Annotated in this window: 24 protein-coding genes; 9 read left to right on the forward strand and 15 right to left on the reverse strand. The window is 62.7% G+C overall.

Annotated elements, in window-relative coordinates:
- Positions 1 to 78: 78 nt before the first annotated feature.
- Positions 79 to 1,107 (reverse strand): sugar ABC transporter substrate-binding protein, encoded by a 1,029-nt coding sequence (locus tag MESOP_RS26960; RefSeq protein WP_041165029.1) that lies wholly within the window; start codon positions 1,105 to 1,107, stop codon positions 79 to 81.
- 211 nt (positions 1,108 to 1,318) lie between these two features.
- Here MESOP_RS26960 and MESOP_RS26965 point away from each other — a divergent pair, with 211 nt between their 5' ends.
- From MESOP_RS26965 to MESOP_RS26980, 4 genes are all read left to right on the forward strand, one after another.
- Entirely contained in the window at positions 1,319 to 2,545 is a 1,227-nt protein-coding gene (locus MESOP_RS26965; protein WP_013896511.1) for an ROK family transcriptional regulator, read from the forward strand.
- Positions 2,546 to 2,992, forward strand: a complete 447-nt coding sequence (locus MESOP_RS26970; RefSeq protein WP_013896512.1) for an RbsD/FucU family protein — start codon at positions 2,546 to 2,548, stop codon at positions 2,990 to 2,992.
- Positions 2,989 to 3,912 carry a carbohydrate kinase family protein gene (locus tag MESOP_RS26975; RefSeq protein ID WP_013896513.1) on the forward strand — a complete coding sequence of 308 codons (924 nt, stop codon included), beginning with the start codon at positions 2,989 to 2,991 and terminating at the stop codon, positions 3,910 to 3,912. The genes MESOP_RS26970 and MESOP_RS26975 overlap by 4 nt, the downstream gene beginning before the upstream one ends.
- 255 nt (positions 3,913 to 4,167) lie before the next feature.
- On the forward strand, positions 4,168 to 5,310 hold the full coding sequence (locus MESOP_RS26980; RefSeq protein ID WP_013896514.1) for a DegT/DnrJ/EryC1/StrS family aminotransferase: 1,143 nt from the start codon (positions 4,168 to 4,170) through the stop codon (positions 5,308 to 5,310).
- Between the two features lie 28 nt (positions 5,311 to 5,338).
- Here MESOP_RS26980 and cysQ read toward each other — a convergent pair whose 3' ends face one another.
- Genes cysQ through cysD form a run of 3 tightly spaced genes read right to left on the reverse strand, consistent with a single transcriptional unit; the run spans position 5,339 to position 8,986 of the window.
- On the reverse strand, positions 5,339 to 6,130 hold the full coding sequence (gene cysQ / locus MESOP_RS26985) for a 3'(2'),5'-bisphosphate nucleotidase CysQ (RefSeq protein ID WP_041165030.1): 792 nt from the start codon (positions 6,128 to 6,130) through the stop codon (positions 5,339 to 5,341).
- Positions 6,131 to 6,140: 10 nt separating this feature from the next.
- Positions 6,141 to 8,078: a sulfate adenylyltransferase subunit CysN gene (cysN, locus tag MESOP_RS26990; protein WP_013896516.1), complete on the reverse strand. Its 1,938-nt coding sequence runs from the start codon at positions 8,076 to 8,078 to the stop codon at positions 6,141 to 6,143.
- 2 nt (positions 8,079 to 8,080) lie between these two features.
- Positions 8,081 to 8,986, reverse strand: a complete 906-nt coding sequence (cysD, locus tag MESOP_RS26995) for a sulfate adenylyltransferase subunit CysD (RefSeq protein ID WP_013896517.1) — start codon at positions 8,984 to 8,986, stop codon at positions 8,081 to 8,083.
- Between the two features lie 585 nt (positions 8,987 to 9,571).
- On the opposite strand from cysD, the gene MESOP_RS27000 reads away from it, so the two are divergent.
- Positions 9,572 to 10,852: an O-antigen ligase family protein gene (locus MESOP_RS27000; protein ID WP_245264985.1), complete on the forward strand. Its 1,281-nt coding sequence runs from the start codon at positions 9,572 to 9,574 to the stop codon at positions 10,850 to 10,852.
- Positions 10,853 to 10,870: 18 nt separating this feature from the next.
- Entirely contained in the window at positions 10,871 to 11,824 is a 954-nt protein-coding gene (locus tag MESOP_RS27005) for an NAD-dependent epimerase/dehydratase family protein (RefSeq protein WP_013896519.1), read from the forward strand.
- Here the strand turns inward: MESOP_RS27005 and MESOP_RS27010 are convergent.
- The 8 genes from MESOP_RS27010 to MESOP_RS27045 all read right to left on the reverse strand — a co-directional run bounded on the left by MESOP_RS27010 (position 11,803) and on the right by MESOP_RS27045 (position 20,371).
- The gene (locus tag MESOP_RS27010; protein WP_013896520.1) at positions 11,803 to 12,351 is read right to left on the reverse strand and encodes a sugar transferase; all 549 of its coding nucleotides are present in this window, start codon (positions 12,349 to 12,351) and stop codon (positions 11,803 to 11,805) included. The two genes, MESOP_RS27005 and MESOP_RS27010, sit on opposite strands and share 22 nt — an antisense overlap.
- Before the next feature lie 256 nt (positions 12,352 to 12,607).
- The gene (locus MESOP_RS27015) at positions 12,608 to 14,554 is read right to left on the reverse strand and encodes a UDP-N-acetylglucosamine 4,6-dehydratase (protein ID WP_013896521.1); all 1,947 of its coding nucleotides are present in this window, start codon (positions 14,552 to 14,554) and stop codon (positions 12,608 to 12,610) included.
- A 589-nt stretch (positions 14,555 to 15,143) separates the two neighbouring features.
- The gene (gene rfbD / locus MESOP_RS27020) at positions 15,144 to 16,067 is read right to left on the reverse strand and encodes a dTDP-4-dehydrorhamnose reductase (protein ID WP_013896522.1); all 924 of its coding nucleotides are present in this window, start codon (positions 16,065 to 16,067) and stop codon (positions 15,144 to 15,146) included.
- On the reverse strand, positions 16,064 to 17,134 hold the full coding sequence (rfbB, locus tag MESOP_RS27025) for a dTDP-glucose 4,6-dehydratase (RefSeq protein ID WP_041165032.1): 1,071 nt from the start codon (positions 17,132 to 17,134) through the stop codon (positions 16,064 to 16,066). The genes rfbD and rfbB overlap by 4 nt, the downstream gene beginning before the upstream one ends.
- Positions 17,135 to 17,163: 29 nt before the next feature.
- Positions 17,164 to 17,718 carry a dTDP-4-dehydrorhamnose 3,5-epimerase gene (rfbC, locus tag MESOP_RS27030; RefSeq protein ID WP_013896524.1) on the reverse strand — a complete coding sequence of 185 codons (555 nt, stop codon included), beginning with the start codon at positions 17,716 to 17,718 and terminating at the stop codon, positions 17,164 to 17,166.
- Positions 17,719 to 18,600: a glucose-1-phosphate thymidylyltransferase RfbA gene (gene rfbA, locus MESOP_RS27035; protein WP_013896525.1), complete on the reverse strand. Its 882-nt coding sequence runs from the start codon at positions 18,598 to 18,600 to the stop codon at positions 17,719 to 17,721. It lies immediately after the preceding gene.
- 82 nt (positions 18,601 to 18,682) lie between these two features.
- Complete coding sequence (locus tag MESOP_RS27040) at positions 18,683 to 19,717, reverse strand: NAD-dependent epimerase (RefSeq protein WP_013896526.1); 1,035 nt, start codon at positions 19,715 to 19,717, stop codon at positions 18,683 to 18,685.
- Positions 19,718 to 19,780: 63 nt separating this feature from the next.
- Positions 19,781 to 20,371 carry a biotin transporter BioY gene (locus tag MESOP_RS27045; protein WP_013896527.1) on the reverse strand — a complete coding sequence of 197 codons (591 nt, stop codon included), beginning with the start codon at positions 20,369 to 20,371 and terminating at the stop codon, positions 19,781 to 19,783.
- Positions 20,372 to 20,557: 186 nt separating this feature from the next.
- Here MESOP_RS27045 and MESOP_RS27050 point away from each other — a divergent pair, with 186 nt between their 5' ends.
- Positions 20,558 to 21,463 carry an MBL fold metallo-hydrolase gene (locus tag MESOP_RS27050; RefSeq protein ID WP_013896528.1) on the forward strand — a complete coding sequence of 302 codons (906 nt, stop codon included), beginning with the start codon at positions 20,558 to 20,560 and terminating at the stop codon, positions 21,461 to 21,463.
- Between the two features lie 42 nt (positions 21,464 to 21,505).
- Here the strand turns inward: MESOP_RS27050 and MESOP_RS27055 are convergent, their stop codons facing one another.
- Positions 21,506 to 22,291, reverse strand: coding sequence for a DUF1499 domain-containing protein (locus MESOP_RS27055; protein ID WP_013896529.1), 786 nt, complete (start codon positions 22,289 to 22,291; stop codon positions 21,506 to 21,508).
- 81 nt (positions 22,292 to 22,372) lie between these two features.
- Positions 22,373 to 24,001: a fatty-acid--CoA ligase gene (locus tag MESOP_RS27060; protein ID WP_013896530.1), complete on the reverse strand. Its 1,629-nt coding sequence runs from the start codon at positions 23,999 to 24,001 to the stop codon at positions 22,373 to 22,375.
- A gap of 322 nt (positions 24,002 to 24,323) precedes the next feature.
- Between MESOP_RS27060 and MESOP_RS27065 the strand changes: the two genes are divergently transcribed.
- Positions 24,324 to 24,680, forward strand: a complete 357-nt coding sequence (locus MESOP_RS27065) for a hypothetical protein (protein WP_013896531.1) — start codon at positions 24,324 to 24,326, stop codon at positions 24,678 to 24,680.
- 131 nt (positions 24,681 to 24,811) lie between these two features.
- On the forward strand, positions 24,812 to 25,201 hold the full coding sequence (locus MESOP_RS27070) for a DUF427 domain-containing protein (protein ID WP_013896532.1): 390 nt from the start codon (positions 24,812 to 24,814) through the stop codon (positions 25,199 to 25,201).
- 76 nt (positions 25,202 to 25,277) lie between these two features.
- On the opposite strand, the gene MESOP_RS27075 is transcribed toward MESOP_RS27070, so the two are convergent.
- Positions 25,278 to 26,018 carry a polysaccharide deacetylase family protein gene (locus MESOP_RS27075; RefSeq protein ID WP_013896533.1) on the reverse strand — a complete coding sequence of 247 codons (741 nt, stop codon included), beginning with the start codon at positions 26,016 to 26,018 and terminating at the stop codon, positions 25,278 to 25,280.
- Positions 26,019 to 26,037 lie beyond the last annotated feature (19 nt).

Raw genomic sequence — 26,037 nt, forward strand, 5'->3', positions numbered from 1 at the left:
CCCGTGTTTCGGGAAAGAGCGGCCACGGCCGCCCTTTCCGTTGGAGTTTAAACCCTTCTTGCGGGTCTTAGGAAGGCATCAGCCCCAGCAGAGTTCGAGGCCCTTCTTGGTATCGATCGATTCGACGCCGGTGACCGGTTTGTCGGTAATCAGGGTCGCGCCGGTGTCGAAGAATTCCTTGCCGGGCGTGGGCTTCGGCTTTTCGCCGGTCTTGGCGAATTTCTCGATCGCTTCCATGGCCATGGCCGCCATCTTCAGCGGGTATTGCTGCGAGGTCGCACCAATCACGCCAGCCGCGACGTTCTTGACGCCCGGGCAACCGCCGTCGATCGACACCACCAGCACGGAGCCGTCGTCCTTGCCGGCAGCCTTGAGCGCCTGATAGCCGCCCGCCGCCGCCGGTTCGTTGATCGTGTACATAACGCTCACGTCAGGGCATTTCTGCAGCAAGGTCTCCATGGCGGTGCGTCCGCCGTCCTCGGCGCCACCCGTCATTTCATGGCCGCAAATGCGCGCGTCGGCCTCGTCGCCGTATTTCTTCGGGTCCTTGATGTCGATGCCGAAGCCCTTCATGAAACCCTGGTCGCGCAGATAGTCGACGGTCGGCTGGTTGGTGGCAAGGTCGAGGAACGCGATCTTGGCGCTCGATGCCTTGTCGCCGAGCGTGCCCTTTGCCCACTGGCCGATCAGCTCGCCGGCCTTGAAATTGTCCGTGGCGAAGGTCGCGTCGGCGGCGTCGATCGGATCGAGCGGCGTGTCGAGCACGATGACCAGCAGGCCGGCGTCGCGCGCCTTCTTGATGGTCGGCACGATGGCGCTGGAATCGCTCGGCACGATGGCGAAGCCCTTGGCACCGGCCGAGATCAGGTTCTCGATGGCAGCGACCTGGCTGTCATTGTCGCCGTCGAACTTGCCGGCAAAGGTCTGCAGCGTCAGGCCGAGTTCCTTGGCCTTGGCCTGCGCGCCCTCGCGCATCTTGACGAAGAACGGATTGCCTTCGGTCTTGGTGATCAGGCCGACAATATCGGCCGCATGCGAGGCCGTGGCCATCGCGCTGTAAAAGGCAAGGCCGGCGACGGCCGCCTTCAGAATATTCCATTTACCCATGACTTCCTCCCAGTAGACCATATCGGAGCCGGCCAACCGGCATCCGCAGAGCATCCTGACAAGCTCTTCCCAGCGTGGACGCTCGACCCAAACAGATACCAGAGCGAAGCGTCTGTCAATAATTAAATCACTCTTATTTATTATTGACAGCCTTGCTTCACTCGCTCATTCTGGCCCAAAAGCATTGTGGGGAAACGACGGGAGGAACAGGGTGGAGACCGCCACTGCGAGGCATGGTTCGCCCGATGCGAATGACAGCCTTATTCACCGCGGCACCAACCAGAGCGGCATGCGCGACCACAACGAGCGGCTGGTGCTCTCGCTGGTGCGGCAGCATGGCAGCCTGGCGAAGTCCGACATCGCCCGCATGACCGGACTTTCGGCGCAGACGGTTTCGGTCATCATGCGCGAACTCGAGGAAGAAGGCCTGCTCGTCCGCCAGGCACCGTTGCGCGGCAAGATCGGCCAGCCCTCCATCCCCATGGCACTCAATCCCGAAGGTGCCTTCTTCATCGGCCTCAAGATCGGCCGCCGCAGCGCGGAACTCGTGCTGATCGATTTTCTTGGGCATGTGCGCTCGATGCTGCAGCACTCCTATCGCTATCCGGCACCGCGCGAGACGGTCGAGTTCGTCACATCAGGCATGAAGAAGATGCGCGGCGAATTGAAACCCGAGCAGGACAAGCGCATTGCCGGGCTCGGCATCGCCATGCCGTTCGAACTCTGGAACTGGGCCGACACCGCCGGCGCGCCGCGCGACGTCATGGACGAATGGCGCCACCGCGACATCAAGGCCGACATCCAGGCGCAGTGCGATTTTCCGGTCTATCTGCAGAACGACGCCACCTCGGCCTGCGGCGCCGAACTCGTTTTCGGCCAGGCGGGCGGAGCGCGTGATTTCGTCTATTTCTACATCGGCGCCTTCGCCGGCGGCGGCATCGTCCTCAACGGCCGGCTGTTCGGCGGCCCGACCGGCAACGCCGGCGCGCTCGGCTCCATGCCTGTGCCGGGCCCGGACGGAATGCCGACCCAGTTGATCGACGTGGCCTCGATCGCCATGCTGGAAAAGGCGCTCAATGATCGTGGCGTCGAGGCCTCGCATCTGTGGACCTCGCCCGAGGACTGGGGCGAGATCGGCGGCGAGCTCGACGACTGGATCGCCAGCGCCGCGCGGGCGCTTGCCTATGCTATCGTGGCTGCATCCTCTGTCATCGATTTCGAGGCGGCGGTGATCGACGGCTGGATGCCGAAGGCGGTGCGCCGCCGGCTGGTCGATGCCGTCGTCGACGCCGTTGCGGCAATCGATGGCGAAGGCCTGAAACTTCCCGCCGTTCGCGAAGGAACCGTCGGCATCCATGCCCGCGCGCTCGGCGGCGCCAGCCTGCCGCTTTCCGAACGTTTCCTGATCGGCTCGACGACGATTTCCAGGAGCGCCTGAATGCTGATCGGGATCCCGGCGCTGCTCGGTCCAGACCTTTTGTCGACATTGCGCGCCATGGGCCACGGCGACGAGATCGCCCTTGTCGACGGAAATTATCCGGCCGAAGAGCACGCACGACGCCTCATCCGGGCCGATGGCCATCCGCTCATCCCGGTGCTCGATGCCATCCTCAGTATCCTTCCGGTCGACAACGCAGTAGCTGAGGCGCTGTTTCGCGCCTCCGTGAAGGGCGATCCGTCGCTTGCCGACCCCGTCCATCACGAGATCGAGGCGATCTGTGCCAGGCGCGCGCCGGGCCGCAAGGTGGTTGCGCTGGCCGGCGCCGACTTCTATGCACGGGTCAAATCGGCGCATGCCATCGTCGCTACAAGCGAGCCGCGGCTTTACGCCAACATCATCATCCGCAAGGGCGTGATCTATCCGCCGGAGACCAGGAAGCCATGATCCTCTGCTGCGGCGAAGCCCTGATCGACATGCTGCCGCGCACCACGACGCAGGGTGAGCCGGCCTTTGCGCCCTATGTCGGCGGCGCCGTGTTCAATTCCGCGATCGCGCTTGGCCGCCTCGGCGCGCCGGCAGGCTTCTTTTCGGGCCTGTCGTCGGATCTTTTCGGCGGCCAGTTCCGCGACGCGCTGGGGGCGAGCAAGGTTAGTTCCACCTATGCGCACACCTCCCCTCGCCCGACCACGCTTGCGTTCGTGCGGCTGGACAATGGCCAGGCGACCTACACATTCTACGACGAGAACACCGCTGGGCGCATGCTGACCATCGACGACCTGCCGACGCTGGGCGGCGAGATCGAGGCCATGCTGTTCGGCGCCATCAGCCTGATTTCGGAGCCGGCCGGCAGCGCCTATGAGGCGTTCATGAAGCGCGAGCATGAGAGCCGCGTCATGATGCTCGATCCCAACATCCGGCCGAACTTCATTCCGGACAAGGCAAAGCATCTCCGGCGCATCCGCGCCATGATGGCGATGGCCGACATCGTGAAACTCTCGGACGAGGACCTGAACTGGTTTGGCGAAGCGGGTTCGCACGAGGATGTCGTGCGCAACTGGCTCGACCGCGGCCCGAAGCTGATCGTCGTCACCCATGGCAGCGAAGGCGCCGTCGGCTACACCAAGGACCACGCCGTCACCGTGATGCCGGAGAAGGTCGAGGTGGTCGATACGGTCGGTGCGGGCGACACGTTCAACGCCGGCATCCTCGCCTCCCTGCACGAACAGGGCCTGCTGACGAAGGCGGCAATCGCCGGACTGTCGCAGGACGCCATCCGTAAGGCGCTGGCGCTCGGCGCCAAGGCGGCGGCGGTGACCGTGTCGCGCGCCGGCGCCAACCCGCCCTGGCGGCATGAGATCGCCTGAGCACCGCTCGGATTGAACCGGTCGATCACTTTATGTTTCGCAAGATCGAACCATGGGGCTATAAAGGCGCAATAGCGCCCGACAAAGCCCGGATTCCCGGCATCTGGCTGACATAGGCCGGGAATACAGGTAACGGACTGCGACAACTCCGCAATTTACGGCTCCGCCTGCCCGGCTTTCTCGACAGGCGCAACTCTGGTACCAGCGGCCCGTTATCTGGCTAAATCGCCTGGCTAAACTGTTTTTGAGGCCGACATGCAGTTCATCGATCTTGGCGCGCAGCGCGAACGAATCCGCGACCGGCTGAGGGTCGCCATCGACCGTGTCGTCGACGAGGGCCGCTATATACTGGGGCCGCAGGTCACCGAATTCGAAAACAAGCTTGCCGCCTATGTCGGCACCAAGCATGTCGTGGCCTGCGCTAACGGCACCGACGCGCTGCTGCTGCCGCTGTTTGCCGCCGGCATCGGCCCGGGTGACGCGGTGTTCGTGCCGAGCTTCACTTTCGCCGCCACCGCCGAAGTGGTGGCGCTGGCCAAGGCGGAGCCCGTCTTCGTCGATGTCGATCCGGCAACCTACAATATCGATATCGCCAGCCTCGAGGCGGCGATCGCCATGGTCAAGAAGGAAGGTCGGCTGAAGCCGAAGGCGATCATCCCTGTCGACCTGTTCGGCCTTGCCGCCGATTACGATGCCATCATGGCGATCGCCAACCGCGAAGGGCTGTTGGTGATCGAGGACGCCGCCCAGTCCATGGGCGGATCGCTTGGCGACAAGATGTGCGGTGCCTTCGGCCATGTCGGCTCGACCAGCTTCTATCCGGCCAAGCCGCTTGGCTGCTACGGTGACGGCGGCGCCATGTTCACCAACGACGGTGCGCTGGCCGACAAGCTGCGTTCCTTCGCCTTCCACGGCAAGGGCGAGACGCAATATGACAACATCCGCGTCGGCATCAATTCGCGGCTCGACACGCTGCAGGCGGCGATCCTGATCGAAAAGCTCGCCATCCTGGAAGACGAGATGGTTGCCCGCCAGGCGGTGGCAAAGCGCTACGCCGAAGGGCTTGGCGATATCGTCACGGCCGCCCGCAACCTGGACGGCAGCCGTTCGGCCTGGGCGCAATACGCGATCGAGACGCCCAAGCGCGACGGCCTGAGGGCGCATCTGAGTGAAAAGGGCATTCCGTCGGTCATCTACTACGTCAAGCCGCTGCACGACCAGGTCGCCTATCGCGACTACCCGCGCACGCCAACCGGTCTTGCCGTCTCGGAGGACCTGCCAAAGCGAATCCTGTGCCTGCCGATGCACCCCTATCTCAGCGAAGCCGACCAGGACCGGATCATCGAGACGATCCGCAACTATATCGGCTCCAACTCGGCGCAGGCCGCAGCCGAGTAAGCTGCAAGTCTCGGCTAATCGGCAGTTCTCAGGCGGGGCTCGCCCCTGCCCTGCCGCTGGCGATGAAATGCGGATTGGCGAAATCCGCGTCATCGGCTTGATTGCGCTTGCCATAGGCCAAGTGCTTTCCGTCCAGCGTGCGCGTCGTGCCGCCGGCAGCCCGCAGCACCGCATCGCCGGCCGCGGTGTCCCATTCCATGGTGCGGCCGAAACGCGGATAGACATCCGCCTCGGCGCTGGCGAGAAGGCAGAATTTCAGGGACGATCCGACCGAGACGATCTCGGCGGCGCCGAGGTCGCGAATATAGGCCTCGGTTTCCGGCGTGTTGTGGGAGCGGCTGGCCACCACGGCCAGCGGTACCGCCGCCGTCCTCACCGAGATCGGCCGGCGCGCGACGATCTGGTAATCGCCGTCGACTTCGAGAGCTTCCGCCCTGCCCGGCAAGCCGGAAAAGAAGCGGCCGGTGCAAGGCGCGAAGACGACGCCGACTTCCGGCACGCCATGGCGCACAAGCGCGATGTTGACGGTGAAATCGGTGCGGCGGTTGACGAATTCCTTGGTGCCGTCGAGCGGATCGATAAGGAAGAAGGCATCGCCAAGTTCGGCCGGCATGACGCCAGCCGCTGCTTCCTCCTCGGCCACACAGGGAATGTCGGGAAATGCGCTGCGCAGGCCGGCGAGAATGATCTTCTCGCTCTCGCGGTCCGCCTCGGTTACCGGCGAGGCGTCGGATTTCTGGTCGACCGCACAGCCGGCGTGGAACACGCGCATGACCTCGCGCCCGGCCGCCAGGGCCAGCCGCTCGAAGGTCTCGAGCATCAGCCTGTCGTCAGATGCCGCCGCCGCTGTCATATTGGTCTTCGGCAATGTCACGCTCGTTCAGCCAGTGTTCCAGTGTATCTACCATCACTTCAGCCGATTTGCCGAGCGTCTTCAGATGGATTTCCGGTTTCTCCGGCGCTTCATAAGGCGAATCGACGCCGGTGAAGTTCTTGATCTCGCCATTCAGCGCGCGAGCATAGAGGCCCTTCGGATCACGCCGGGCGCATTCCTCGAAAGGTGTGTCGACAAATACCTCGATGAACTCACCGTCGGCCATCAGCTCCCTCGCCATGCGCCGCTCGGCGCTAAACGGCGAAATGAAGGACACGATGACGATCAAACCGGCGTCAGCCATGAGCTTGGCCACCTCGGCGACGCGCCGGATGTTCTCGACGCGGTCGGCGTCGGTGAAACCGAGATCGCGGTTGAGACCGTGACGGACATTGTCGCCGTCCAGGATATAAGTGTGGCGGCCGGTGGCGAACAGCTTCTTCTCGAACAGGTTGGCGATGGTCGACTTGCCGGAACCCGAAAGCCCGGTGAACCAGAACACAGCCGGCCGCTGGTTCTTCATGTCGGCGCGCACGCGCTTGCCGACATCGAGCGACTGCCAATGGATATTTTCGGCCCGGCGCAGCGAGTGCACGATCATGCCGGCGCCAACCGTCGCATTGCTGATCCGGTCGATCAGGATGAAGGCGCCGGTAGTGCGGTTCTCGGCAAAAGGGTCGAAGGCGATCGGCGCCCGCGTCGAGATGTTGCAGATACCGACTTCGTTCATTTCAAGCGACTTGGCAGCCTCATGGGCGAAGTCGTTGACGTTGATGCGGTATTTGAGATCGGTAACGGTGGCGCTGGTCTGGTCGGTTTCGGTGCGCAGGATATAGGAGCGGCCCGGCAGCAGGGCATGCTCGTCGAACCAGACGATGTTGGCGGCGAACTGATCGGCGACCTGCGGCCGGGTGGCCGGTGAAACCAGCATATTGCCTCTGGAGACCTCGACCTCGTCGTCGAGGACGAGCGTGACGGCCTGGCCGGCCACCGCCTGTTGGAGATCGCCACCGTAAGCGACGATGCGTTTGACATGCGACGACTTGCCGGATTTGGCGACGACGACTTCGTCGCCCTGCGCAATGGAGCCGGACGCGATCGTGCCGGCAAAGCCGCGAAAGTCGAGATTGGGGCGATTGACATACTGCACCGGAAAACGGAACGGCAATTCGACGGCCGCCTCTTCGACCGAGACGGTCTCAAGATGCTCGATCAGCGTCGGGCCGGAATACCATTGCATGTTCTCGGAGCGGCGGCTGACGTTGTCGCCATAGCGAGCCGACATCGGGATCGGCTCGATGGTCTGAAAGCCGAGATCGCGCGAGAATTGCCGGTAGTCTTCGACGATCCGGTCGAAGACCGCGTGGTCGAAATCGACAAGATCGATCTTGTTGACCGCCAGCACGATGTGGCGGATGCCGAGCAGCGAGGCGATGATCGAATGGCGCCTGGTCTGGCGCAGCACACCCTGCCGGGCATCGATCAGCACGATCGCCAGGTCGGCGGTCGAGGCGCCAGTCGCCATGTTGCGGGTATATTGTTCGTGGCCGGGCGTGTCGGCGACGATGAATTTGCGCTTCGGCGTGGCAAAGAAGCGGTAGGCGACGTCGATGGTGATGCCTTGCTCGCGCTCGGCCTCCAGCCCATCGACCAGCAGCGCGAAATCGATGTCGTCACCGGTCGTGCCATGCTTGCGCGAATCGCGTTCGAGCGCGGCGAGCTGGTCCTCGAAGATCTGCTTGGTGTCGGACAGCAGGCGGCCGATCAGCGTCGACTTGCCGTCATCGACCGAACCGCAGGTCAGGAAGCGCAGCAGCGACTTCTTCTCCTGCGCGGCCAGATAGTCGCGGACACCGTCGGTCGGGGCGAGGCTCTTTGCCATGATGTGGCGCATGGTCAGAAATACCCCTCGCGCTTCTTCTTTTCCATCGACCCGGCTTCATCACGGTCGATCAGGCGACCTTGCCGTTCGGAGGTGCGTGCCGTCAGCATCTCGCCGACGATGGCCTCGAGCGTGTCGGCATCCGACTCGATGGCGCCGGTCAGCGGATAGCAGCCAAGCGTGCGGAAGCGCACCAGCCGGTCCTCCACGACCTCGCCGGGGAGCAATTTCATGCGCTCGTCGTCCTTGAGGATCAGCATGCCGTCGCGTTCCACGACCGGCCGCTGCTTGGCGAAATAGAGCGGCACGATGGGGATATTCTCCTGCAGGATGTACTGCCAGATGTCGAGCTCGGTCCAGTTCGACAACGGAAAGACGCGGATCGATTCCCCCGAAGCGATGCGGGTGTTGAATATCTTCCACATTTCGGGCCGCTGGTTCTTCGGATCCCACACATGCTGGGCGTTGCGGAAGGAGAATATGCGCTCCTTGGCGCGTGACTTCTCCTCGTCGCGACGGGCGCCGCCGAAAGCGGCATCGAAACCGTATTTGTCGAGTGCCTGACGTAGCGCCACGGTCTTCATCACATGGGTGTGGGTGTTGGACCCATGATCGAACGGATTGATGTTGTCGCGCACGCCGTCTTCGTTGACATGGACCAGGAGATCGAAGCCGAGCTTCTGCGCCATCTGATCGCGAAAAGCGATCATCTCGCGGAACTTCCAGGTGGTGTCGACATGGAGAAACGGGAATGGTGGCTTGGCAGGATAAAAAGCCTTCATCGCCAGGTGCATCAGCACGGATGAATCCTTGCCGACCGAATAGAGCATGACCGGCTTGGTGAAGGCGGCCGCAACCTCGCGGAATATGTGAATGGACTCGGCTTCAAGCCGCTGCAGATGCGTAAGCGCTATTGTCATGGACTGTGAGCGTTCTCTCGTGCTTCCGACAGAAGACCTTGCGTCAAATCATCGGGTTTTTGCGCCCGGTTCAAGCTTCGCTTCTGGACAAAGTGTTTCGTGCGGGCGTTCTAGCAGATCGGCGCGGCCCAGAACAATGCAAGACGAGCCGGGCAGCTGTCGGTTCGAGAATGAATTTTCCATGGTTCCGCCAGAATTCGGAAATTTCTGCTTGCCATCTCCCCGGCTGAGGAAACGCAGGAAAAATATTGCCTGGAGAAAGCTGGCGGGTCGACGCTCCGGGACCCCCTCCCATCGATCGCGGCGGTTGCCCTATTTTCAGTGGTAATCGACCAAGCATACTATCGAAAAAGGCGCCCAGCCGCTATATCACCACCGGAAGCGGCAAGATGCGTCTTGAAGCATGGGCAATTTCGAGGCGCGCACATTCGGTTCCACCAGACAAGATGTGCCGCATAAAGCTTCTCGAAAACAGCGAGCCCAAAATTGAACGCGCTTTCGTCCATAAAAAGGCAATTCACGCCTTCGCAGATCAATATCTACTTCTCCATTCTTTGTTTCTTTTTTCCACCCGTTCTGGGATCGGTGGTCAGCTTCGTGTTCAATGGTGGCGGCCTGTCGTCCGTCCTGTTGATCGCCCTGAAGAAAAGACGCTTCAATGTCGACCCGGCGATGATGGCGCTGACGGCTGCGTTCTATGCCTATTGCGCGGCCAATCTCGCGGCTTCCATCGTCAACAACGCGATCGCCAGGGATGCATCGCATCTGATCCCGCTCATCACCTTCCTGTTTTTTCCCGTTTCCTACTCGACCTGGAGCATCACGCAGAAAACAACGCTCGTCCGCATTATCGTGCTCTGCAGCATGGCGGCCTGCTTTGCCGCGCTGCTGCTGGCGGCCTTCCAGCAATATCGGCTTGGTATCCGCGCCGAGGGCGGGGCCGGGAATGCAATCGTGTTTGCAGAGGTCCTGTGCCTTGCGGTTATGGTCTGTGTGGCCGGCGCCCTGTCGGGGGTCGAGAGGCACAGGATCGCCCTCATTTGCGCGGCGCTTGGCGGAACGATCGCCATCGTCTACTCCGGCACCCGCATCATCTGGGTGGCGCTGCTGATCGCCGGCATCGCCGTTCTGCTGATCAACCAGCATAGGGTGAGAGGGCGCAATGTCGTTCGCCTGCTGCTGATGGTGGTGGCGGTCGGCATCGTCATCGCCGCTTTCGGCTTCCAGACAATATCCGGGCGCCTCGACTTCCTCCGCTCCGACTTGAGCGCGCTTGGCAGCCACGGCGACTACAACACTTCGGTGGGAATACGCGTCGCCCTTTGGCAGATCGGCCTCAAGGCATTCCGCGAGATGCCCTTGCTCGGGCATGGGGTGGGTGCGACGCAGCTCTTGATAAGCCATGGCTTCCAGAACCAATTCGCGTTGTCGCTGGGCTTCAATCATTTCCACAACGGCTTCCTGACCGCCCTGGTGCAGGCAGGCATCCTAGGCGCCGTGGCGCTGGCGGCGATCTTTGTGGTTGCCGCCAGGAATGCCGCCCTGGTGCTGCGGAACAGCAGCGATCCGATCGAGCGGTTCGGCGCCACCATGATTGTCATCGCGGTGATCACCTATCTCTGCGCCGGAATGACCGGCATCCTGATCGGCCATGATATTCTGGATTCGGTGCTGATGGTCTTCCTGGTGTCGGGAACATATCTCGCCTCAGGCAGCCAGGCGCCATTGCCGCAAGACCAGGCATTTGAGCCCATGGTGGAGAACCAAGGGCTTCCACCCGCGCCGGGAAAAACCCTTCAGCCAGTGGCGAAAGAAGTGCTTTCGCCAGGGATGGGAGATCCGGCGCTTCCATCCGCCAATCATTGATCGTTCCGGGCAAAGGCAATGAAAGTCCTGGTCACAGGCGCGACAGGCTTCATCGGCCGTCAGGTGGTCCATCGGCTTCGCGAGGCCGGCGTCGAGCTTCGCCTCGCCTCCCGCCACCCGGAGAGCCTTGATCCAGGGTCCGAAGCCGTGCCGATGCCCAGTTTCGATGCGCCGGCCGCGGCTTTTCTGGCGCTGACCAGGCATGTTACGGACGTCGTCCATTGCGCGGGCCTAAACAACGATCAGGGCAACGCCAGCGAGGCCGATTTCCTGGCGGCCAATGCGGAATTGAGCGCACGGCTGGCGCAAGCCTGCGCCGAACAGGCAAGCGGACGCTTCATCCACCTCTCCTCGATCCGGGCCGTGATCGGCGCCCGTGTCAGCGCAACGATCGACGAGGACACCATCCCCGACCCGCAATGCGCCTATGGGCGTTCGAAGCGCGAAGCCGAGATCAGGGTGCGCGACGCCTATGCGTTGCACGGCCGTTCCGACGCCGCCGCGTTGCGGCTGCCTCCGGTCTACGGCCCAGGCATGAAGGGAAACCTGGCGACGCTGATGCGGCTGGCGGATACCGCCCTGCCGCTGCCGACAGGCGCCCTGACGGGAAACCGCTCGCTGCTGTCATTGCCATCGGCGGCGGGAGCGGTGTGGCACCTGCTGAGCCATTCGCAACCGCTTCGCCCGATCTATGGTGCGAGCGATATGGCGCCGGTTTCGGTGGCGGCCATCGTCGGCGCCTTTCGCAGAGGGTTCGGAAGACCGGCGCGCCTGATGGCCGTGCCGGCTAGGCCGATTAGGGCGGCCGCGATCCTGCTGGGCAAGCGCATGTTTTGGGACAGCATGACCGCGACGCAGATATGCGATCCTTCGTTGCTCGCATCCGAAGGCTGGCTGCCGGAAACCGGCACGCTGGAGCAGTTGGCCGCGACAGCGCGGCTTGGAAACGCTCAATCGCCTGCGTTGCGATAGAGTGTTCCAAACAGGATCCGAAGGTCGAGCCAGAGCGACGCGGTCCTGAGATAGGCAGCGTCGGTTTCGGCCAGGAGGTGCGGGTTGGACATGTCGATGCCCCGGATTTGGGCAAGGCCGGTTATGCCTGGAAGCGCCTCCAAAACGCCCAGCCGCCTGCGGCACTCGATCAGTTCGGTCTGGGTCGGCAGACAGGGACGCGGCCCGACCAGGCTCATCTCGCCCTGCAGAACGTTCCAGAACTGCGGCAACTCATCGAGCTTGAATTTCCGCAGGACCCTGCCGACCGATGTTACGGCGCCCTCGGGCGCCTCGTGCGAGGGCAAGGACGGCGTTCCCTGGTACATCGTCCTCAATTTGTGGCAGCGGAACGGGACGCCGCCTCGACCGACGCGTGTCTGCGAGAAAATCGCCGGGCCGGGCGACGATAGCCGGACGGCAAGGACAGCGAGCAACAGCACAGGAAGGCTGACAATCGACAGCAAAGCCGCACCGGCGAGATCGAGGATTTTCTTGGCTGCCTTCATGAACGGCCGATCATACTCTCTGCCAAAGCTATCCTCGGCGTGCCCAAGCGCAGCCCGTCATCCGGCCGACGTAGCATGAGGTCGCCTCTCGACCAAGCGTACCACGCAGCCATTCGATGTTCAGATGCGACCCAGGACGAATGCGAGGTAGAGCCCGAGTGTCCCGGCGAAAATCTGTCGATAGACGCCGCTTTTGCGCAGAGCGCGCAGGCGCTGGAAAAGGGCTGCGACGCGATCGGCCACGACCGGGTCACAGCTAGCTCGCCTGCCCGGCCGCCTTCGGAATCATGTCCTGGGATACGTTCGTCCTTGCCTTCGTCGCACGGTCGAGATCCGCAAGCACGGCGAGCGAGGCTGCCTTGTCCTGGCTCTTCATCGATTGCTGCAGCGCGGCAAGCGCGGCGTGGACATCCGACCATTGCACGACGTCGGTGCTGAGGCCAAAAATCTTCGAAATGCTGAGTTCGACCAATTCCTCGTCTTCACCGTGCAGCGTTTCGTGGAGCTTTTCCCCCGGCCTGATGCCGGTGAAGCGGATTGGAATGTCGGTGTAGGGGCTCTTTCCGGACATGCGGATCATCGTTTCGGCAACTTCGAGGATGGGCACGGGTTTGCCCATGTCGAGCATGTAGACGGCGTAGTCCTGGCCGGCCGGCCGCGACGCGGCATCGGCCGCCGACATGATGACGAGATCGACGGCTTCGGCGACAGTCATGAAATAGCGCGTCATGCGCCGGTCCGTTATGGTGACCGGCCCGCCGGCCTCGATCTGGGCCTGGAATATGGTCGCCACCGAACCATTGCTGCCAAAGACGTTGCCGAACCGGACGGCTATGAACTTGGTGGCGGCGCGGCGCCCGCCGGCTTCGCCGGCCGGCATGCCATGCAAGCCGCTGACGATCTGTTCGGCGGCGCGCTTCGTCATGCCAAGCACGGATGTCGGATCGACGGCCTTGTCGCTCGACACCAGGACAAATTGCGCCACGCCGCATTTGGCGGCGACCTCGGCGCAGACAAGCGTCCCGAAGACGTTGGTCTGGATGGCGGATTCCCAGTTTTCCTCGAGCAGCGGGACGTGCTTCAGGGCCGCGGCATGGAAGATGATGTCCGGCTTGAATTCGGTGACGACGCGCGTCATCTGGCGCCGGTCCGCGACGTCGACGATGCGGACCTTGAGACGGTCATGGTCCTTCTCGTTGACGTACTGGCTCAACTGAAAGATGCCAAACTCGGAATTGTCGGCGACCAGAACCGCCTCGGCCCCCAGTTCCAGCGAGCGTTTGACCAACGTGCGGCCAATGGAGCCGGCGCCTCCGGTAACCAGGACGCGCTTGCCGCCGACGAAAGCGCCGATGCGTTCGATATCGGAGGGGACCGTGGGGCGGCGCAGGATCGTTTCCATCTCGACGGCATCGAGAACGAGCTTGCCTTCCTGGCCCAGTTGCGAAAGCCCCGAGAACTGGACGACCGCTATGTCACCCTGCCGGGCGATGCGAACAAGCTCGGAATACTCCTCGATCTCGTGCTCGGCGCCGCTGCCGAAGATCAGCAGATCGAGGCTCTGGGTGCCGCTCGTGTAATCCTCCAGCACATCGATGAGGCGGGGCCGGGTCGCCACCACGGGCACACCTTGAATGCGAGTGCCCAAGGGCGCGTCACGCTCGGTCGCCATGATACCGGCGATGGAATGGTCGGCGGGCTCGGCCGTGCGCGTGAAGCGGATGATCAGGTCGGCCTCTCCGAGCCGGCCGACGAACAACGCCTGCTTGGTCCGCGCCGTGTCGGTCTTGCGGTTCAATATCCCCCAGCTCGCGCCATCGCGCAGGAAGCGGTAGAACAGCCGGGGCGCCGAGATGATGGTGAAGGAGACCAGGAAGAAGACGATGAACTGGCGCTCATTGAGGCCCGCCACGGGCTCGAAGAAACGAACCACCAGCGAAACGGCATAAAGCGCGCAGGTCAGAATCGCGCAGCTCTTCAGGATGTTGAAGAAGTCAGGCGTCGAGGCGAAGCGCCACACGGTGGTGTAGAGGCCGCAGGACCTGAACAGCAGGTGGCTGATGAAAACGATGCTCACCCAGGTGACAAGGCCCTGAAGGGACAGCGCCTCGAACGAGAGATTCGACCGCGAAAGGACGAGGCTGAGCGCCACCGCGACCAGGACCATGACCACGTCCTGGGCCATGATGAAGCCACGCCGCATTTCGGGCCTGAGTCCGAATACCAGGGAAGAATTCATTGGACGGCACTAGACTCCAGGCTCTCGGGCATGGGCACCGCAGAGTGCGAACACGAAGATCACTCGTGGCCGACCACTCCTTCAAAGTGCCATCCCCGGCCCCCGCCGTCTTGTATCGCATACTGCGTGGCGGGAGGTATAGCCAGATGTTTTTTCGCCTGTCCGACCTCAATTCACGTGCGGCGCTGGATTGTGGTTGTGCGTTGCGAGGATCGAAACTTGCGCACAATCGGTGACAGTGCGAAACGTGGCAAAAAAGGGGAGGATCAAGAAAGAATGGCTGCCACATCCAACTACAGGGCTTCGATATACCCGTCGATCTTGCACCGTGTCACTGGTAGTGCCGAAGAACCTTTGACCATATTTCATAGCATGAGCACAGCGGATGACTGGCACGCACCTTGGACTGCATGATCTGGATGGAAGCGAGGGCGATTACATAATATGCCCATGCATACTACTTCAACGAGAACGCGACTCTGGTTTTCGCGATCTGCATGGGATTACATGCCGTATGGCAACCTCAAGAGCGTGAAGACGGCATCAACCTTCTTTACCTTGGGTTCGCATTGAAGCTCGGTGCCTGTTTCGTCTTGTCAACCAGAAGCCGGCGCACCACGGTTTCCGCCGATTGCCGCCAGTCCGGCGCCTTCCAACCGAAGGCGGAAGCGAACTTCGCGCTCGACAGCCGGGAATTGGCGGGGCGGCGCGCCTTGGTCGGATAGTCCATCGTTGCGATGTCCCGTACCCGCGCCCAATGACCACCAAACGCCAGGCTTGTGTCCAGTATATGACGGGCAAATTCGCTCCAGTTGGCCTCGCCCGTGCCGGCCAGATGATAGGTGCCGAACGCTGCGAGATCCTCGTTGCGGTGCAGCATGGCCGCCGCATGCAGGATCGCGTCGGCGATATCAAGCGCTGAGGTCGGGTTTCCCCATTGATCGGCCACCACCGAGATCTCGTCGCGGTCGGCGGCCAGCCGCAGCATGGTTTTCACGAAATTCCGGCCGAACGGGCTGTAGACCCAGGCGGTGCGCAGGATCAGGTGGCGCGGGCCGGCGGCGGCAACCGCCTGTTCGCCGGCGAGCTTGGAGGCGCCGTAAACGCCGAGCGGCGCCGTGGCATCGGTCTCGACATAGGCGCCGGGAGCGCTACCGTCGAAGACATAGTCGGTCGAAAGATGGATGACGGGAACGCCAAGCCGTGCTGCCGCTTCGGCCACCTTGCCGGCGCCGGTCGCGTTGACCGCAAAAGCCGGATCGGGCTCGTCCTCGGCCTGATCCACGGCGGTGTAGGCGGCAGCCGACACGACGATATCCGGCTTGGCCGCCGAGATGGCGTCAAAGACAGTCTCGGGTCTTGCCAGGTCGAGCTCCGGCCGGCCGATGGCGACGACTTCCACATCGGCGCGGCTCTGGCCAGCCTCCAGCAAACTCGCCGCGACCTGGCCGTCGCGTCCGGTGACGACGATCCTCACGCGCTCACCTTGCGTGCTTCGCCCAGCCTTTCGCCGGCATAGCGCTGCTCGCGGATCGGCCCCCACCACCATTTGTTGTCCAGGAACCAGTCCACCGTCCGTGCCAGGCCGCTGTCGAAATTCTCGCTTGGCGTCCAGCCGAGCTCGCGGCCGATCTTGGAGGCGTCGATGGCATAGCGGCGGTCGTGCCCGGGCCGGTCGGTGACGAAGGCGATCAGGTCGCGATAGCGCTTGCCATCGGCGCGGGGACGCCTGATGTCGAGCAGGTCGCAGATCGTCTCGACAACGGCGAGGTTCGTGCGTTCCGAATTGCCGCCGACATTGTAGCTCTCGCCCGGCGTGCCCTTGGTGGCAACGAGCTCCAGGGCCCGCGCGTGATCCTCGACGAACAGCCAGTCGCGCACATTGGCGCCGGCGCCGTAGACAGGCAGCGGCTTTTCATCGAGCGCGTTGAGGATGACGAGCGGGATCAGCTTCTCGGGGAAATGATAGGGGCCGTAATTGTTCGAACAGTTGGAAAGAACCACCGGCAGGCCATAGGTCTCGTGCCAGGCACGCACGAGATGGTCCGAGGCCGCCTTCGAGGCCGAATAGGGCGACGACGGCGCGTAGGGGGTCTCCTCGACGAACATGCCGCCATCGAAAGGCAGGTCACCGAACACTTCGTCGGTCGAGACGTGATGGAAGCGGAAGCGGCCTTTCCTTTCGTCGGAAAGGCCACGCCAGTATTCCAGCGCGGCATTGAGTATCTTGTAGGTGCCGACGATGTTGGTCTCGATGAAGGCGCCAGGTCCGTCGATCGAGCGGTCGACATGGCTCTCGGCGGCGAGGTTCATGACGATGTCGATATCGTTGCGGCGCAATATGTCCAGCACCGCCCGCTCGTCACAGATATCGGCATGGGCGAAGCTGTAATTGTGGGCATTCTCGATCGGCCGCAGCGAGGCCAGATTGCCCGCGTAGGTCAGCTTGTCGAGATTGGTCACCCGGTAGGCCGGATTGGCGCACAGATGCCGGCACACCGCCGAACCGATGAAGCCGGCTCCGCCCGTCACCAGAAAATTCATGCTGCTGTCCTCACGCACCTTTGGCAACATCAGGCAAACACCTCGGCGGCGGCGAGCAGCGGCGCCTTGAGATCCTTGTCCGAAAGCTGGAACCCGCTGGCCAGCGACGGCCATTCTATGCCGATGGCCGGGTCATCGAAACAGATCGAGCGGTCATGCTCGGGCGAATAGGTGTCGGTCACCTTATACAGGACCTCGGTGTCGGGCACGAGCGTCACGAAGCCATGCGCAAAGCCCTTTGGCACCAGGATCTGGTTGCCCTTCTTAGCCGACACTTCGAGAGCGACCCATTTTCCAAAGGTCTTCGAACCGCGGCGAATATCGACCGCTACGTCTAAGACGCTGCCACGGATGACGCGCAGCAGCTTGTCCTGGGCGCGCGGCGCAAGCTGGTAGTGCAATCCGCGCAGCACGCCCGCCGCGGCGGAATAGGAATGGTTGTCCTGCACGAAAACGAGGTCGATGCCGGCCTGCGCAAAGCGCTCGGCATTGTAGGTTTCCACGAAGAAGCCGCGCGCATCGCCATGCCGCTTTGGAACTATTTCCAGCACCCCGTCGATGCCAAGCGGTCTCACCTCCAGCATCTACCCCTCCGAAAGATCGGCGACACGCCGGCGCAGATAGGCCGCGTATTCGTTCTTTCCCAGGCGGGTCGCGCGCTCCAGCACCTTGTCCGCCGTCAGCCAGCCCTGTTCGAAAGCGATTTCCTCGGGACAGGCGACTTTGATGCCTTGTCGATGTTCAATCGTCCGCACGAAGGAAGAGGCATCGTTCAGACTGTCATGAGTCCCAGTGTCGAGCCAGGCATAGCCACGGCCCAATCGGTGCACATGCAGCAGGCCGCGATCGAGGTAGGCATTGTTGACTGCCGTGATTTCCAACTCGCCTCGGGCCGAAGGGCGGATGGTCGAAGCGATATCGACGACAGTGTTGTCGTAAAAATATAGCCCGGTAACGGCCCAATTGGATTTCGGCTTTTGCGGTTTTTCCTCGATCGTGAGCGCGGTTCCGGTGGTCTTGTCGAAAGAAACAACGCCATACCGTTCAGGATCCTCGACATGATAGGCGAAGACCGAGGCGCCCTTGTCGCGCGAAGCGGCGGCGCGGCAAAGCTGCGACAGCCCGTCGCCAAAATAGATGTTGTCGCCCAGGATCATCGAGACGCTGTCCTTGCCAATGAACTCGCGACCGATGATGAAAGCTTCCGCAAGCCCATTGGGTTGCGGCTGCTCCGCATAGGAGATATCCAGCCCAAACTCCGATCCGTCACCGAGCAATTCCCGGAAAACAGGGAGGTCCCGTGGCGTTGAAATAACCAAGATTTCCCGAATTCCCGCGAGCATCAGCACGCTCAGCGGATAGTAGATCATCGGTTTGTCGTATACCGGAAGAATTTGTTTGGAGATTGCCAAAGTCAGCGGATAAAGGCGCGTTCCACTACCTCCCGCAAGGATAATTCCTTTCAAGAAGCTCTCCCTGACATAGCCTACTCCCCTCGGCAGCAGCGGTAGCCACACTACACCTTGAGAAAGCTGCCTCCTGCGCGGCTTATATCCTGGACTCGTTACCAAAATACGCCAGATACCATTCCACGAACCGCCCTACGCCTTCCGATACGGACGTTCCAGGGCGGTAGCCGACGGCCTGTTGCAGCGCCGAGGTGTCGGCAAAAGTGTCGGGCACGTCGCCTGCCTGCAGCGGCAAGAATTCGACGATGGCCTTGCGGCCAAGCGCGTTTTCCAGCGCTTCGACATAGGCGGCCAGCTTCACCGGGTTGTTGTTGCCGATGTTGAAGATGCGCCAGGGCGCGCTGCTCGTCGCCGGGTCCGGATGGCCGGAATCCCAGGCAGGGTTGGCCGCGGCGGGGCTGTCGCTGGCGCGGACCACGCCTTCGGCAATGTCCTCGACATAGGTGAAGTCGCGCGTGTGATTGCCGTTGTTGAACAGCTTGACCGGCTCGCCCGCCAGGATGCTCCTGGTGAACAGGAACAGCGCCATGTCGGGACGGCCCCAGGGACCGTATACGGTGAAAAAGCGCAAACCAGTGGTCGGCAGCCCGAACAGGTGGCTGTAGCTGTGCGCCATCAGCTCGTTGGCGCGCTTGGTCGCGGCGTAGAACTGCAGCGGGTGGTCGGCCGGGCGATGCTCGGAAAACGGCATGTCGGTGTTGGCGCCGTAAACGCTCGAGGTGCTGGCATAGGTCAGGTGCCCGACACGGCTGTGGCGGCAGGCCTCGAGCATGTTGGTGAAAGCGACGATGTTGCTTTCGACGTAGGCGCGCGGATTTTCCAGGCTGTAGCGCACCCCGGCCTGGGCGGCGAGATGGATTACCCGGTCGAAGGCGTGTTCGGCAAAGCAGCCGTCAACCACGGTCCTGTCGGCGAGATTGCCGTGGATGAAATGATAGCCGGCATTGGTGCTTCGGCTCGCCTCGGCCAGAAGCCGCAGCCGCGCCTGCTTGAGGCGCGGATCGTAATAGTCGTTGATGCTGTCGACGCCGACGACCTCGTCGCCGCGCTCCAGGAGCCGCCTGGCGACATGATAGCCTATGAAGCCGGCGGCGCCGGTGACCAGAACCTTCATCAGAAGCGACCGTCTCCGGGAGTGGACCCCTGACGTCTATGGCATACCGGCTTGCTGCGGGGCTCAGGAGCGCTTCAGCAGCGACCAGACGGCCGGCACCAGGCTCGCCGCGAGCGCAACCTTGATCAGGTCGCCGACGATAAACGGCACGACGCCGAACTGCCAGGACTTCTCCGGACCGATGAGCATCGCCAGCCAGGCGAAGCCCATTGCCATCATCACGACTTCGGCAACCAACATCGCATTGACAAGCTTGATCGGATGGCGATCCCAGCCGCGATCGGCGGCCCAGCCGACAATAGCGGCCATGACGACGAAGCCAGCGAGATAGCCGCCGGTCGGCCCGACCATATAGGCAATGCCGATACCCTTCTCCGGCGTGCCCTGGAAGACCGGGAAGCCCATCGCGCCCTCCGCCATATAGAGCAGCAGGGTGGCAACGCCGAGACGCATGCCGAAGGCGGCGGCGATCAGGAAGACGGCAAGCGTCTGCATCGAGATATCGACAGGACCCAGGACCACCCTGGTCTTGGCGGACAGCGTCAGCAGCAGCGTTCCGGCAATCGCCAGGAGAAGCTGCGTTGCCAGTCGCGCCGCGCCTTCTTGCGGCAGAGCCAGAGAAACAAGCGGGCGCATCGTCGTTGCAGTTGCCATGGTCTTCCCCAATCCGATTTGTCGCGATCCAGCAATCGCGGTCTCAGCGTTTTCCTATATTGGCTTGCGTGCTATGCGGCAATCGGTTTTGCCGTTCCTGGAACAAAGTGCCTACATTGTTCCAGGAAACAATGTGCCCGACATGGTCGAAAAGGCTTGCTTCGAAAAGACATGGTTCGAAAAGACATGGCTCTCAAATTCGATACCAGTTTCGATCCCGGCTACGGTCACGGGATAGACGTGGCAGCCGACGTGCGGCGCATCACGGCCCGAAATCCGAGCCCGTTTACCTTTCACGGCACAAACTCCTACATCGTCGGGCGCGAGACGCTGGCGGTCATCGACCCCGGGCCGGATGACGAGGCGCATCTGCAGACCTTGCTCGACGTGATCGCCGGCAGGCCGGTCAGCCATATCTTCGTCAGCCATACGCATCGTGACCATTCACCGCTGGCGACGCGGCTGAAAGAGCGCACCGGCGCCGCCGTGCTGGCGGAGGGCCCGCATCGGCCGGCAAGGCCGTTGCACACCGGCGAAACCAATGCGCTCGATGCCAGCGCCGACACTGCTTTCGTTCCCGACATCGCGCTGCCTGACGGGGCGTTGGTCGCCGGCGACGGCTGGGCGATCCGGACGGTTCTGACCCCCGGCCACACCGCCAATCACGCGGCATTCGCGCTGGAGGGAACTGGCATCCTGTTCTCGGCCGATCATGTCATGGCATGGGCGACGTCCATCGTCGCGCCGCCGGACGGGGCAATGGCCGATTACATGGCGTCGCTGGACCGGCTGATCGAGCGCGGCGATCGCCTGCTGCTGCCTGGCCATGGCGGACCAGTGACGGCGCCGCGCAATTTCATGCGCGGGCTGAAGACGCATCGCAAGATGCGCGAACGAGCCATACTGGAGCGGGTCAGGGCCGGTGACCGGACGATCCCCGACATGGTCAAGGCAATCTACAGGGATACCGATCCACGGCTGCACGGCGCTGCCGGGCTATCGGTGCTTGCCCATCTCGAGGACTTGGTGGCACGCGGCATGGTGTCGACCGACGCAGCCCCCGCCATCGACGGTATTTTCGCGCCTGCCTGATAGGCTTCCCCGGACGCAAACGCACTATCCGCGGGAAACCGACTATTCGGCCGGAGCCGCGCCGACCTGGCCGGCGACTTCCTGATCGAGTTCCGCCAGGAAATCGGTGACGCGCGCGGCATTGTCGCCAAGGTCGTAGCGGCCGTAACGCGACGCCGACCGCATGTCGACGATGATCGTGTCCCCATCATCCGCCACGCGGATCGCCACGTCGGCCGGAAGGCCGAGCACGAAGCTCGAGGCAACGGCTGTGATGGTAACCTCGCTCTGCCCGGCGAGGTCGGGGTATGGCTGGGAAAGGTCCCAGCCGCGCCTGTCGAGCACGGTTTCGACGGCGTTGACGATGGTCTCGAAGGGCAGGTCGTAGCTGCGCGCGGTGACAAGCGGATAGCTGTCGGTCTGCAGCCGCTGTTCGCCCGGCGTCGGCGGGGAGAGCACGTTCATGTCCTTCGTTCGGTCGCTGATGTCGAGCGCCGGCGGTTCCTCGAAATCGGTCGAGATATCCCTGAGCGGCGGATAGATCGTGGCCCAGTACACGGCAACGCCGTAGGGGACCAGCACCAACAGGGCCAGCACGACGCCGACGGTCAGGTCGCGGCCGCCGCGGTCACCGAAATTCCACAGCCTCGAAAAGGCAAAGGCGGCGAACAATAGCGCCAGCGCCGCCAGCAGCGCGACAATGCCCAGCACCCACAGGAACACCGGCGTTTCGACAAGGCCGAAGCGATGGCCGACATAGTCGGTCAGCAAAAGCACCGCCGAAAATGCGGCCGTGCGCCGCGACCAGCCGGCCGCCTTCGACGTTTGCCGTTCGGGAATACTAACCATTGTCTTCTGCGACGCCCCAACCCGGACCGAGGTCTAGTGCCTTTTCGCGGCGGCTTGAAGCCGAAACATGCAACATCCCCGTCAATCCGTCGGCAAGCGGTAGTCCTTGAACTGCTGGCGCAAGGTGATCTTCTGGATCTTGCCGGTGGCGGTATGCGGTATCTCGCCGACGAAAGCGACATCGTCGGGCATCCACCACTTGGCCACCTTGCCGTCCATGAAGTCGAGAATACCAGCCTTGGTCGGCTCCTTGCCGGGCTTGGCGACGACGACCAGCAACGGCCGCTCGCCCCATTTCGAATGGTGGACGCCGATGGCCGCCGCTTCCGCCACATCCGGGTGACCGACAGCCAGATTCTCGAGGTCAATGGTCGAAATCCACTCGCCGCCGGACTTGATGACGTCCTTGGCGCGATCGGTGATCTGCATGTAGCCGCCGGCATCGATGTGGGCGACGTCTCCGGTATCGAACCAGCCGTCCTCGTCGAACTGCTCGGCGCCCACACCGCCATAGTAAGCGCGGGCAACCGCGGGGCCGCGCACCTTCAGCCGGCCAAATGTCCTGCCGTCCCACGGTTGCGCCTTGTTGTCGTCATCGGTCACCTTCATCTCGACGCCGAAGGGCGGGTAGCCCTGTTTGCCCTGGACGTCGAGCCGGGCCTCGCCCTCGAGGCCGGCATATTCGGGCTTCAGGGTGCATAGGGTTCCTAGCGGCGACATTTCGGTCATGCCCCAAGCATGGATGACCTGGACACCGTAATTGTCCTGGAATTTCGTCATGATCGCACGCGGGCAGGACGAGCCGCCGATGACGACCTTGTTCAGATGGGGAAGCGTCTTGCCGGTCTCCTCCAGATATTGCAGCAGCATCATCCAGACGGTCGGCACTGCGGCGCTGAAGGTCACCTTCTCGGTGTCGAGCAACTCGTAGATCGAGGCGCCGTCCATCTTGCAGCCGGGCATGACCAGCTTGGCGCCGATCATCGGTGCGCTCTGGCCAAGGCCCCAAGCATTGGCGTGGAACATCGGCACCACCGGCAGGATCGTGTCGCGCGCCGACAGACCCATCGCATCGGGCATGGCGGCAATCATGGCGTGCAGCACGTTCGAGCGGTGGCTGTAGACGACGCCTTTGGGATCGCCCGTCGTGCCCGACGTATAGCACATGCCGGCGGCAGTGCCTTCGTCGAAGGTCTTCCAGCCGAAATCGCCATCGACCCCGTCAAGCCAGTCCTCGTAGGCGACGGCATTGGGCAAGGTGGTTTGCGGCATGTGCGCCTTGTCGGTCAGCACGATCACCTGTTTCAGCGATTTGACGGCACTTGCGATCTTTTCGAGCAACGGCACGAAGGTGAGATCGACGAAGACAGCCTTGTCCTCGGCATGGTTCATGATCCAGACGATCTGCTCGGGAAACAGGCGCGGATTGAGTGTATGATAGATCGCGCCAACGCCCATGATGCCATACCAGGCCTCGATGTGGCGCGCGGTGTTCCAGGCCAGCGTGGCGATGCGGTCGCCCATCCCGTACCCGTCGCGTTCCAGCCGCTGGGCAACCTTGAGGGAACGACGGTGGATATCGGCATAGGTGGTGCGCACGATCGGTCCCTCGATCGAGCGCGACACGATCTCGCGCACCCCATGTTGCCGTTCGGCGTTGTCGATCAGCTTGTGGCACAGCAGCGGCCATTCCTGCATCAGCCCCAGCATCCGTTCCTCCTCCCTCGCGCATTTTGCGTCGTAGCTTTGGCGCATTGTGAAGCGAACCGGCGGATTGTCCAGTCACCCGCTTGCGCGGCTAACGAATTTCGGTGTCCGTGCCGTAACGGCAAGCGGTTGAATTCCGGCATGTTTTGGATTTCGGCCTGCTGACCCCTCATGCCACCGAGATGGCAGGAGGGTCCAAATCACCGCCGTGACGGCAGTCTCCTACCTCCGAAATCACCGGGAAATCCGCCACAATCCGGCCATCGTCGGCGTTAAGTTTCGTTAACGGGCAAAGGGGTGCGATTGGCGACTGAAAGAGGTTCGCATGGACGCGCAACTCGAGGACAAGGCTCTGGAGAGCACACTTGCCGAAAGCCTGGCCGATTTGGTGCCGGACGAGAAGACTGTTTCCGAGGACGAATTTGTTGAAGTTGTCGGCGGCGCGCTCGAAGCGGTCGGCGGCACGCTGCTGTTCAAGATGTGTGTCGAAAGCGGAGGCGAAGGCCAGCATGTCGCGGCGGCATCCGTCGGCGACGGCGGCAATCGCCAGTTCCTGCTGCTCACCCTGCCGACCGGCGGCGGCTCGCTGAAGGTCGAGACCGTTTCGAGAAGCAGCAACCCGGTGGCGGGCATCGCAGCCGCCTATGCCGGACTGATGGACGCATTCAGAACCGCCGCCTGAATCCTCGGCTGACACTCGAAAGCGCTATAGCGCCACGCCTCGGCGATTGGCGCCGGTTTTCGTGATGCGAACGGACCTTGCGCAATGGCTGTGCCCGCCACATTTTAGGGAGCCAGGTAAGGAGAACCAGCATGGACAAGATCGCCAACCCTGCCCCCGGCTTCCAGCGCAATCCCGACAAGATCATCACCATCGAGCCCTATGCCGGCACCGTTACCGTCCGCGCCGGCGATACGGTCATCGCATCGTCCACGAGGGCCAAGGTGCTGACCGAGGCCCCCTACCCCGCAGCCTTCTACATTCCGTTCGCCGACATCGATTTCGACAAGCTCACCGGCACGGAGCACTCCACCCATTGTCCCTACAAGGGCGATGCCAGTTATTGGAGCGTGCTGCCGGCCGGCGAGGCGGGCAAGGACGCGATGTGGGCCTATCGGCATCCGTTCGACGAAATGACCGACATCCGCGATCACGGGGCGTTCTACGCCAGCAAGGTCACCATCGAAGCCAAGCCTAGCTGAGTTCTTCGACTTGAAGGCACTCAGGGTGGGTTGAGATTTGAGGGCGGGCCGATCACCACCCAATATCGACGCACCCTCAGTCGGTGGTGCCGTTGTTGCCCATGCCATCGGCATCGTCGAGACGTACGAAGGTCATGCCTTTGCCCTTGAGCGCCAACAGGCCCTGCACCACGCCTTCGCCGGCGGCATGGGTCGGCTGATTGATGTGCGAGATGATGACGTCGCCATCTTTGGCCGCGGCGATGCGCCTGGCGGTTTCCTTGGCACCCAGCAATGAGCCGCCATCGCCATTGATCGAGAAGCCGGCGATCTTGAAGCCAAGCTTGCGGATCATCGCGATGGCCGAGGGACTGTACTCGGCCGTTGCGCCCCGGAACCATTTCGGAGCCGGTTCACCCGTCTTGGCCAATGCGGCGGCACCCGATTCGACCTCGGCCAGCACCGCTTCGGGGCTGCCGGCGCTGCGTATGCCATAAATCTTCTGCGGCGTGTCGACCGCCGGAATATGATGGCCGCCGTGATTTTCCAGTTCGAACAGGTCGGGATGCGCGTGCATGATCGCGACGGCCGCGGCATTGCGCTTCAGCCAGATGCCGGTGACGAAAATGGTGGCGGGGATCTTGTTTTCCACCAGCGCCGAAAGGATCCGTGTGTCGGTTTGTCCGCCGCAGGCATCGAGCGTCAGCGCGACCCGGCCGGCCCCGCTTTCGGCAGGCTTTATATGCAGCGTGGGCTCGACCAGCGGCACGGCGTGAGCGCTGGACACTACCGCCAGCGACATGGCGATCATGCAGAGATGTTTTTGCGGCAGATGCATCAAACCAATTCCTGATAGG

Origin of the sequence: Mesorhizobium opportunistum WSM2075 (assembly GCF_000176035.2) — a bacterium.
Lineage (GTDB): Bacteria > Pseudomonadota > Alphaproteobacteria > Rhizobiales > Rhizobiaceae > Mesorhizobium > Mesorhizobium opportunistum.